Origin of the sequence: Azospirillum sp. B506, assembly GCF_000333595.1 — a bacterium.
In the GTDB taxonomy this organism is placed as follows: Bacteria; Pseudomonadota; Alphaproteobacteria; order Azospirillales; family Azospirillaceae; genus Azospirillum.
This window is the reverse complement of sequence record NZ_BADK01000751.1, coordinates 1-10433: the sequence shown is the minus strand read 5'-3', so window position 1 is coordinate 10433 and position 10433 is coordinate 1. Positions and strand designations below refer to the sequence as shown.

At 69.2% G+C, this 10433-nt stretch carries 6 protein-coding genes and 2 pseudogenes; 2 read left to right on the top strand and 6 right to left on the bottom strand.

The window, feature by feature from the left end; all coding sequences use genetic code 11:
* The 3 genes and pseudogenes from I71_RS23640 to I71_RS40080 form a co-directional block, all read right to left on the bottom strand.
* A partial coding sequence (locus tag I71_RS23640) for a polyketide synthase (protein ID WP_042699218.1) occupies positions 1-674 on the bottom strand: 674 nt, incomplete at its 3' end.
* Positions 671-4318, bottom strand: coding sequence for an SDR family NAD(P)-dependent oxidoreductase (locus I71_RS23635; protein WP_211098428.1), 3648 nt, complete (start codon positions 4316-4318; stop codon positions 671-673). The genes I71_RS23635 and I71_RS23640, both read right to left, overlap by 4 nt.
* A gap of 304 nt (positions 4319-4622) precedes the next feature.
* A pseudogene (locus I71_RS40080) lies at positions 4623-5906 on the bottom strand (acyltransferase domain-containing protein); the annotation flags it as partial.
* Between the two features lie 1097 nt (positions 5907-7003).
* Here I71_RS40080 and msrP point away from each other — a divergent pair.
* Together msrP and I71_RS23625 are read left to right on the top strand one after the other, a co-directional pair.
* Positions 7004-7951, top strand: coding sequence for a protein-methionine-sulfoxide reductase catalytic subunit MsrP (gene msrP / locus I71_RS23630; protein ID WP_042699212.1), 948 nt, complete (start codon positions 7004-7006; stop codon positions 7949-7951).
* A gap of 2 nt (positions 7952-7953) precedes the next feature.
* Entirely contained in the window at positions 7954-8724 is a 771-nt protein-coding gene (locus I71_RS23625) for a sulfite oxidase heme-binding subunit YedZ (RefSeq protein ID WP_042699209.1), read from the top strand.
* A 167-nt stretch (positions 8725-8891) separates the two neighbouring features.
* On the opposite strand, the pseudogene I71_RS40075 reads toward I71_RS23625, so the two are convergent.
* From I71_RS40075 to pedF, 3 genes and pseudogenes are all read right to left on the bottom strand, one after another.
* Positions 8892-9308: pseudogene (locus tag I71_RS40075) on the bottom strand (dienelactone hydrolase family protein); the annotation flags it as partial.
* A 185-nt stretch (positions 9309-9493) separates the two neighbouring features.
* Complete coding sequence (locus tag I71_RS23615; protein WP_042699204.1) at positions 9494-9952, bottom strand: cache domain-containing protein; 459 nt, start codon at positions 9950-9952, stop codon at positions 9494-9496.
* Between the two features lie 56 nt (positions 9953-10008).
* Positions 10009-10425 carry a cytochrome c-550 PedF gene (gene pedF, locus I71_RS23610; protein ID WP_083897370.1) on the bottom strand — a complete coding sequence of 139 codons (417 nt, stop codon included), beginning with the start codon at positions 10423-10425 and terminating at the stop codon, positions 10009-10011.
* Positions 10426-10433 lie beyond the last annotated feature (8 nt).

Below are 10433 nucleotides of genomic sequence, written 5' to 3'. Positions count from 1 at the left end.
GCATCGCATTCGCCGGAACGCAGCATCTGGCAGGCGAGATGCACGGCAACCAGGGCCGACGAACAGGCGGTGTCGATCGCCAGAGCCGGCCCCTGGCTGCCCAGCACATAGGACAGGCGCCCGGCGGTGAAGGCCAGCACCGTACCGGAGGTGGCATAAGTATCGGCGGCCAGCGCCGGGTCGGCCACAACCCGGTCGCGATGGTCGCAGGTCGTCACCCCCATGACAACGGCGGTCGCCGATCCCATGAGGGTGGAGGGCGCCTGCCCGCCTTCTTCCAGCGCCTGCCAGGCGGTTTCCAGGATCAGCCGCTGCTGCGGGTCGAGGCTTGCCATCTCGCGCGGAGCGATGCCGAAAAAGGCGGCATCGAAGGCATCGGGGGCATCGATCAGCCCCGCCCAGCGCCGTCCGCGCCGGTCGGCCGCCAACCCGGCCGGATCATCCGGTTCGGCCCAGCGGTCATCCGGAATCCGGCGGATCGCATCGCCACCTGTTTCCAGCAGGTGCCAGAAGGCGTCGGGCGTGTCCGCCCCGCCGGGAAAACGGCAACCCAGGCCGACGACGGCAATGGGTTCGGCACGCTCATATTCCAGCCGCTCGATTTTGGCCTTCAGACGAACGACGGCGTCGAGCGCCCGTTTGACCGCGGTGGTGCTGTCGGTGCCGGTCGTCATGAGAGCAGATCTTCCAGGGAATTGAGTTCCGCCTGAAGGCGCGCCAGCGCCTCGTCGTCGGACTGGTCGTCGAGAGCGGTCGGGTCAGCCGCCGACTGCGCAGCGGCAGGTGTGGTGGCGGGGATGTCGGCGGGCGCCGCCGGGGCGGCCGGCACCAGCAGGCCGGCGAGATGGGCGGCCAGCCCGTTGACCTGGGGATGGTTCCACAGGACCGAGGCGGACAAGGTCAGGCCCAGGCGTGCTTCCAGCCGGTTGCGCAGTTCCAGGCTGGTCAGCGAATCCAGCCCCTGGCTTGCCAGCGGCGTGTCGCGGTCCAGGCGCGCGGCATCCAGGCGCAGCACCCGCGCCGCTTCCGCCGCTACGATATCCGCCACCGCCGCGCCGCGCCGGTCGACCGGCAGCACCAGCAGGTCGGCCGCCGGGCCACCCTCGGCCGGGGGCGGCGTTTCCGGCTTGGCGGCCAGCCCGGCCAGCAGGGTGGAACGGCTGGCCTGCGGGTAGAATTCCAGCCACTGGCCGATATCCAGCCGGGCGACGCCGATCTGGGGCGGGCAGGTGCGCAGGATCTCATCGAAGGCGGCCACCGCTTCCGCCGCCGGCATGCTGCGCACGCCCCGATCATCAAGCCGCTGGCCGCGTTCTGCCGAGCGGGCGGCCAGACCGACATCGGCGATGGCACCCCATTTGACCGCGACAGCGGGCACGCCCTCCGCCCTCAACCGGTGGGCGAACGCATCGAGCCACGCGTTGACCGCGGCATAGTTCGCCTGCCCGGGGGTGCCCAGCAGTGCCGCCACGGAGGAGAACAGCACCAGGAAATCCAGGGCTGCCGCGCGCGTGAGGTCGACCAGATGGCGCGTTCCCGTCAGCTTGGGAGCGGCGACCGCGGCGAAGCGTGCTGCCGACTGATCCGCCAGCAGGGCATCGTCCAGCACCCCCGCCGCATGCATCACGCCGCGCAGGGGCGGGCGCCCGGCCAGCGCTTCGGCCAGGGCGTTTGCCAGCGCCGCCCGGTCGGCCAGATCGGCGCGGGCAACCACGACGTTCGCCCCGGCATGGGCGAGGTCGGCCAGGGCGGCCTGCTGTGCAGTGGTTCCGGCGCCGGACCGCCCGACCAGGACGAGATGGCGCGCACCCGCAGCCACCAGCCAGCGCGCCGTGGCAAGTCCCAGCCCGCCCAGCCCGCCGGTGACCAGATAGGTGCCGTCGGCCCGCACCGGGACGCCGGCATGCCGGGCGGGGGCCGGACGCACCAGCGGATCATCGAAGGTCAGCACCAGCTTGCCGGTATGCCGGCCCTCCGCCATGGTGCGCAGGCAATCCTCGACCCGCGACGCCGGGAAGCTTTGCAGGTCCAGCGGTCGGAACACGCCGGCCGCGGCATGGTCCAGCACGGTTTGCAGCAGGCGGCGGACGCGCTTGGGCTGGCGGTCGATCATGCCCAGCACATCGATCACCGCCAGCGTCAGGTTGGTGGCGCCGGCCCGCTGAAGCTGCGCGGCGCGGGCGGCGGTGTCGCGCTTGCCGACTTCCAGGAACCGCCCATGGTCGCGCAGCAACCTGAAATTCGCCGCCGCCAGATCGCCGGACAGCGAATTCAGCACGACATCGACCCCTTCGCCCCCGGTCCAGGCATGCACATCCTCAACGAACCGGGGTGAGCGGGAATCGCTGACATGGCGCACGCCCAACCGGTGCAACAGATCGCGCTTTTCCACACTGCCGGCCGTGGCATAGATATCGGCGCCGACATGCCGCGCCCACTGGATCGCGGCCAGCCCCAGCCCGCCGGTCGCGGCATGGATCAGCACCCGTTCCCCTTCCTGCAGGGCGGCAATTTCCGCCAGGGCATGATAGGCGGTGACGAAGGAGACCGGCAGGGTCACCGCCTGCGCCCCGGTCAGCCCGGCCGGGATCGGCAGCACCAGCGTTTCCGGCATGGTCAGCGTGCTGGCGAAGGCGCCGCGTGCCAGCGCCACCACCGGCTGTCCGACCGCCAGGCCAGCGACATCGTCGCCCACCGCCGCCACCGTGCCGGCGCATTCCACACCCAGCGTGTCCGGCTCGCCATCCAGGCCGGGGGGCAGCGCATCGAGGGCGACCAGCACATCGCGGAAATTCACCCCGGCCGCCTGGACATCGATCTGCACCTCGCCCGGTCCGGGCGTCCTTCGCCGGGCGGCATGGGCGACGATGCCCGACAGCGATCCCGGCTGGTCGAGCCTGAGCCGGTATGGTCCCGGTTCGGCCGGCACATCCGCCCGGTCGGCCGGTGCGCGCACGGCGAGCCGGGCGCAGTACAGTCCATCGGGCCGCAGCGCCAACTCATCCTCGTCCCCCGCAGCACCGCGCAGCACGGCGAGCAGCTCCGCCACCTGCGGTTCGGGCGGCAGGTCGATGCAGGTGCAGGCGAATTCCGGATGTTCCATGTCGATGACACGGGCCAGCCCCCAGAGCATGGCCTGGAGCGGGGCCGTCACCTCGGCAACGTTGGTCACCGCCTGGGTGCCGCGGGTTGCCAGCACCAGTTTCGGCGCGCGCCGCCATGGCATGGCGGCCAGCACCCGGACCAGGGCGGTCACGGTTGCCCAATCCCTGTCAACCGGCCCGTCAACGACCACGTCCAGGCTGCGCAGATACAGCACCCCGGCGCAGCCGCCATCGCCGAATTCGTGGCGGATGAAGGCGGTCAGCGCTGCCTCGCCAGCCGGGGCGGCTGCGGGCAGGATGGCAGCCGGCAGCCCGGCATCGACCACTGCCGCGGCGAGCCCGCTGGCGTCAGCGATCACCAGCCAGCGCCCGTCCGGGCCGCCGACAGCCGGTTCCGCCGGTTCCAACGGCTGCCAGATCCGGCGCAGGAAGCGATTGTCTGCCGTGTCGGCAGCCGGCCCGTCCAGGCGCCGCAGTTCCAGCCCGTCGATGGCGGCCAGGACGGTGCCGTCGTCAGCACAGATCACGATATCGCCGTGCACCCGTGTGGCGCCGGCCTCGGCCGGATCGAGACGCGCATGCGCCCAGACCGGGCCGGCACCGGCCCGGCCATGGAACCGCAGGCGGGCGATCCCGGCGGGCACCCAGGTGGTGCCGGCCCCCGGCGACCGCCACAGCACCAGGGCCGCCAGAAGCTGCAGACAGCCGTCGAGCAGGGTCGGGTGGAAGAGATGGCGCGTGGTGTCGAGATCGGTGGCGACGGTGCCCAGCACCTCGTCCGGTCCGGTCCACAGCGCCGTCACCGTCCGGAAGGCCGGGCCGTAGCCCAGCCCCGCCGCGGCGAGTTCCCGATACAGGAAATCGGCGGCGACCGGCTGACGGCAGCGTGCCCGCAATGCCGTGAGGTCGGCCATTGCCGGGGCATTGCTGCCGGTGCGCAGCCGGCAGCCGGCATGGCGCACCCAGCTACGCCCATCGGCATCCAGACTTGCCAGGGTCACCGCCCCGCCGTCTTCCCCGCCGTCTTCCCCGGCGGTCAGCACCGTCTGGATCAGCCGAGCGCCACCGCCTCCGGTGCTGTCATCGGGACCGGCTTCGGGGAAGGATAGCACCCGTTCGAACCGCAAGTCTTCGATCCCGGCGACGGAGTTCCAGCGTTCCAGCCCGGCGCCCAGGAAAGTGTCGATGGTGGCGGCACCGGGCAAGATCGCCACCCCCTGGGACCGCATGGTCGCGCAGATAGGGCAGCCGGCCGGGGTCGACCGTGGCGGACCAGAGCTGCGCCGCAGGGTCGAGCGCGGTGGTGAATGGACCGCCGAGCAGCGGGTGCTGGCCGGACCGTGCCATCCCGACCTGTCCGGCTCCGCTCTGCCCTGCCGGCCGGTCGATCCAGAACCGCTCCTGCTGCCAGGGATAGCGCGGCAGCACCATGTGCCGGCCGCCCGGCGGCGCGATTCGGGTCCAGTCCACGGCGACACCCCGCACCCACGCGTCGCCCATTGCCGGCAGGAAGCCGGGGCGGTCGCGGTGCAGGCTGGCGATGCCGGCCGCCGTGCCGGCCCGCGCCTGGACAGTCGCCAGGATCTCCGGCAGCAATGCGGGATGCGGGCTGAGTTCGACGAACAGCAGCGGCCGGGCGTCGACCAGCAACTCGACGGCGGGGCGCAGACGGACGGTGTGGCGCAGGTTGCGCACCCAATAGCCGGCATCGAAGCCGCTGCCATCGACCGGACCGGCCTCCACCGTGGACAGGATGGGGATCGTTCCGGCGCGCGGTGCCAGCCCGGCCAGTGCCGCCGCCAGATCATCCAGCAACGGGTCCATTTGGGCGCTGTGGGAGGCGGCATCGACACGCAGGATGCGGGCGAACACGCCATCCCGTTCCAGCCGGGCGGCCAGCGCTTCGATCCGCGGGCGGTCGCCGGCCAGCACGGTGGCCCGTGGCCCGTTGAGCGCCGCGATATCGACGCCATGGTCCGCCGCCAGCCGGGCCGCACCCGCTTCGTCCAGTTCGACCACCGCCATCGCCCCGGCCCGGCTGTTGCGCGCCAGCAGAGCGCTGCGCCGGCAGATCACCCGGATACCATCTTCCAGAGACAGGGCACCGGCGACGACGGCCGCCGCCACCTCGCCCATGCTGTGGCCGATCACGCTGTGCGGCGTGATACCGGCGGCGGCCCAGGATTCGGCCAATGCCACCTGGATCGCGAACAGCAGGGGCTGGATCACCTCCATCCGGGCGAAGCGGTCGGCATCGGCCTGGTTCAGCTCGTCCAGCACCGACCAGCCGGTTTCGGCGCGGATCAGGCGGTCGCACCGCTCCATCGCCGCGCGGAACGGGCCGGCCCCGGCCAGCAGGTCGCGCGCCATGCCCGGCCATTGCGATCCCTGTCCGGGGAAGACGAACACGATTTTCCAGCCGGCATCGGCCGGCAGCCGCCCGATGCTGAGTGCCGGATGCGGCGCACCGCCGGCATGGGCGGCCAGTGCCTCGGCCAGGACGGCCCGCGGACCGGCGACGGTCAGGCGGACCGGCAGCGGATCGCGCCGCAACGCCAGCGTATGGCCGAGATCTGCCAGATCGGCGTCGGCCACGATCGGCGCCAGCCGGCCGGCCAAGGCGCGCAGCGCCTCAGGATTGCGCGCCGACAGGGGCAGCAGAAGCGTTTCGGGTTCCGGTGCCGGTACCGGTGCCGGCAGGTCTGCCGGGGCTTCCTCGACCACGACATGGGCGTTGGTGCCGCTGAGGCCGAAGGCGCTGACCGCGGCCACCCGCGGCACGGCGCCGCGCGGCCAGGGCAGGGCGGCGGTGGGAACATGCAGTGCCGAGCCTTCCAGTCGGATGCGCGGATTCAGCCGATCCAGATTGAGATGCGGCGACGCTGAGCCGGCTGACCTCGGCGGTCAGGTTCTGGTTCAGTTCCACCACGTCGTTGAAGGCGGCGGCGATCTCGCCATCGATGCCCGTCAGGTCGAGCGGCAGCCGCACCGAGAACTCGCCTTTACGCAGTTGCCGCAAGGCCATCAGCAGAACCTTCGGATCCAATGCGTCCGCCGTCTCGACCATCGCCGTCATGCCATTCCCCAATCCGTGCGTCGCGTCCACCATGGACCGCACTTCGCCCATTCCCACGACCGCTCCAGTGTGCGGTCGAAGAAAGCTCAAGCCGACACAACCGGAATTGGGAATGTCCGCACCGACACAGTGCGCACTCCATCGTTATCCGGAGCGTGACTTCGCAGTCCTACAGCCCTGCACGATGAAGTAAAGGCGATTCCGGTCAATTTAGCCTTTCGTAGGCACCCCTCCTTCCGACATAAGATTAATGCCTATGACTTAGGGTTGATAAGGAATTTCCTTGAGCTTGTCGGGCCTTGACGCCGTTTCACTCGCTCAACGGATCACTGTGCAGCGACTTGACCTTCGGAACGATTCGACACTCACCATCGTTGAGGGTCCAGCCACGGCGGGAGTCTCCAGCACCGGTCATCTCCTGCGCGGCAAGACGATCCGACCTTCTTCACAGCCCGGAGCCTGGCCATGACTTTGTGGACATTCACCATGCAGGCTTCGATGTGCTGCATGTTTTCCTGGATGCGAGCCTGCCAACAGAGTTCCGCCCTTGCCCAGTCCTTTACCGGGCTACCGCTCTTCAGCCCACCGCGCCCTGCAGCGGACGTGCTGCCCTTTCCGACACGGCGCGCGACGCGCGGCGGCGGGTTCGGCGGCCCGGCCGTTGTGATCCCGCTCGGCCGGCGTTGACCGGGTCCGCTCATGCACCCACGGTCGCACACACCCGATCCCCCCGTTCACGCAATCGTGTAGACCCTGTGATTTGCCGTCAGCCTGCCGCAGACCTATGGTTAGTGGCAGGAATGGTCCGTTCGGGAGAGGGTCGATGCTGTTCAGGTTCCCCACCGCGTCCCAGGCGCGCGAAGACGAGGTGACGCCGCGGGACTTGTTCCTGACGCGCCGCAGCCTGATGGCCGGTGGCGCTGCCGCCATGGCTCTGGGCAGCCTGCCGCTTTGGAGTGGCAAGGCACTGGCAGCCGCCTTCCAGGCGCCGACCACGATCAAGCCGGCCGATCCGAAATTCGATCCGACGACTCCGATGAAGTCGGCGACGACCTACAACAACTTCTACGAATTCGGCACCGGCAAGGGCGATCCGGCCGAGAATGCCGGCACCTTGAAGACCCGCCCGTGGGAAATCGCCATCGGCGGCGAGGTCACCAAGCCGATGACCATCGGCATCGAGGATCTGCTGAAGTTCCCGATGGAGGAGCGCATCTACCGCCTGCGCTGCGTTGAAGGCTGGTCGATGGTGATCCCCTGGGTCGGCTTCCCGCTGGCCGAGCTGCTGAAGCGGGTGGAACCGACCGGCAACGCCAAATACGTCGCCTTCCAGACGCTGAACGACCCGAAGCAGATGCCCGGCCTGCGCTCCTGGGTGCTGGATTGGCCCTATACCGAGGGGCTGCGGCTGGACGAGGCGATGCATCCCCTGGCCCTGCTGGCCGTCGGCATGTATGGCGAGGTTCTGCCCAACCAAAGCGGCGCACCGATCCGGCTGGTGGTGCCGTGGAAGTACGGCTTCAAGTCGATCAAGTCGATCGTCAAGATCACGCTGACGAAGGACCAGCCGGCGACCGCCTGGAACAAATCGCAGCCGCGTGAGTACGGCTTCTACTCCAACGTCAACCCCGAGGTCGATCACCCGCGCTGGAGCCAGGCGACGGAGCGGCGGGTCGGTGAATTCTCCCGCCGCAAGACATTGCCCTTCAACGGCTATGGCGAAGAGGTCGCGTCACTCTATGCCGGGATGGACCTGAAAGCGAATTACTGACCATGGCCACCCCCCTTGCCTCCGCCGGCGGCGTCAATTGGCGCGCCGGCGCCAATGCCGCCCTGACCTCGCGCTGGGCCAAACCCGTGGTCTTCACCCTCGCCCTGGTCCCGCTGGTCTGGACCGTCTGGCTCGCCTACACCGGTGAGCTGGGGGCGGAGCCGGTTTTGGAAAGCGTCAAGGCCAGCGGGCTGTGGGCCTTGCGCTTTCTGCTGGTTGCGCTGGCGCTGACTCCGCTGCGGATGCTGACGGGGGTGGCGGGGCTGGCGCGGTTCCGGCGGATGCTGGGGCTGTTCGCCTTCTTCTATGCAGCCATCCACCTGTCCACCTATGTCGGGCTGGACCAGTTCTTCGACTGGCCGGCGATCGGGAAGGAGATCGTCAAGCGGCCCTACATCACGGTCGGGATGGGCGCCTTCCTGATCCTGACCGTGCTGGCCGCAACCTCCACCGACGGCATGGTGAAGCGGCTGGGCGGCAAGCGCTGGCGCGCCCTGCACAAAGCGGTGTTCGTCGCCGGGCTGGCCGGCTGCCTGCACTTCATCATGCTGGTGAAGGGCTGGCAGTCGGCACCCCTGGTCTATGCGCTGATCTGCGTCGGACTGCTGGCCTTCCGCCGCTGGCCGATCCGCCTTGGAAACCGGCAGGACGGGCGGCGGAAGGAGGCCATCGGGACGGCTGCGGTCAGAACACGGCCCGCAGCAGCCCCACGGTCCGGCGAAGCGCCAGCACCGCACTTTCCCGATGGAAGCTCCCCCGCTCGTCGCAGTTGAAGCCATGGCCCGCCGGGTAACCATGCACCGGCACCCCCGGATAGCGGGCCTGCACGCCCTCGGGCGACGGACATCGGGATTGCATGGTCTGGTTGCCAAAATGCAGCAGGGTCGGCACGCGCGGAAGCGCTGTCCAGCATCTTGCCGATCTCGCCGCGGTAATAACCGATGGCCGCGCGCACGGGCAGGGTTGCCGCCGACGCCCAGGCGATGCTGCCGCCCCAGCAATAGCCGACGATGGCCGCTGCGCCATCGCCACCGAGATATGCCAGCGCCGCAGCAACGTCCTGCAGGGCATCGGCGGTGGACACGCCACCCTTCAGGGCGATGCCCCGCTGGATCCCGGCATCGTCATAGGGCAGTTCAACCCCGCGCTCGGCGCGGTCGAACAGATCCGGCGCCACGGCGGTGAAGCCCTGCTGGGCAAAGCCGTCGCAGACGCTGCGGATGTGATGGTTGATGCCGAAAATCTCCGGCGCCACGATCAGCCGTCCGATCTCCTCGCCCTTGGCCGGCGCCCGATAGGCGCGCAGCCGGTGGCCATCCGCCGCCGTCAGTTCGATCCAACCGGCAGCGGTGCCCATGGTAGCGTCACTCATGTCCCGAACCCTCATGATGCAAGACCGTCCCTGCGGTCATTGCCGATGATCATAAGGGGTTGAAGCGTCAGGGCAACTGGTGACAGGCGGCGAACCGGGCAGCTTCCTATGAAAATCCCGTTCCCAGGCCGCAAGCCGGTCGCCACAAGTCCATGAGACCCGAGGAACCGTCACTGGTCGTAAGTCCCCGCCCCAACGATGTAACGGCCATCGCGGGTGACGTAGGAATGCTTGTGCTCGACCTTGTTGGTCTGCCGGTTCAGCCAGACATAATCGATCACAGCGTTCGGCTTGTCCTTGGTCTCGGTGATCATCGCCTGGACGATGGGCTTGCCTTCGGCATCCTTCAGCTCGGCAGCGTCGGAACCGGCCAGCTTCGGGTTGGCGCCGGAAGCGACGTAGCGGCCGTCGGTATCGAAGACGAACACATACAGCTCGCCGCGGCGAAAGCTGCCCTTGGGGTCCTGGAAGGCCTTGGTCGCCTCGTCCGGCCCCTTGGCCTTCAGATAGGCGACGGCTTCGGCGACCAGCGACTTGGCCTGTTCGGGCGTGGCGTGATCGGCGGCGAAAGCGGGGACTGCCAGCAGGGCCACCGCGGCGGTGACCAGGGATGCGGTTCTGCGAATCATGGATGACCACCTTGGAAGAGAGGAGTGGAAGGAAGGAGCCGACGGTCCGGCAGGGGTCAGTCCTCGTGCACGGTTTCAAGCCAGGAGCGGATCGACCACAGCGCTTCCTGCCCCAGGGCCTCGCCGAACTTGGGCATGTAGGTCACGCCGTTGCGGATCGAGCCGTTGGTGACGCGCTCCTTGAACCACTCGTCGCCGGCATCACCCTTTTCCAGATAGCGCAGGTCGGGGGCGATGCCGCCGGACACCGCACCCAGCCCATGGCAACGCGCGCAGTTCTGGTTGAAGGCCGAGGCGCCGATCTCGATGGCGCGCGGGTTGCCTCGGTAGGGGTTGCTGTCCCGCCAGCTGTCGCCCAGCTTGTCCAGCCCGGTGGTGTCCACCGGCTGCGGGACGACATCGCCATGGGCGAAAACCAGACCGGGAAAAGCAACGGCGCCGATCAGACCAATCGCGGCCGCAAGCCGGACAATTCGGCATC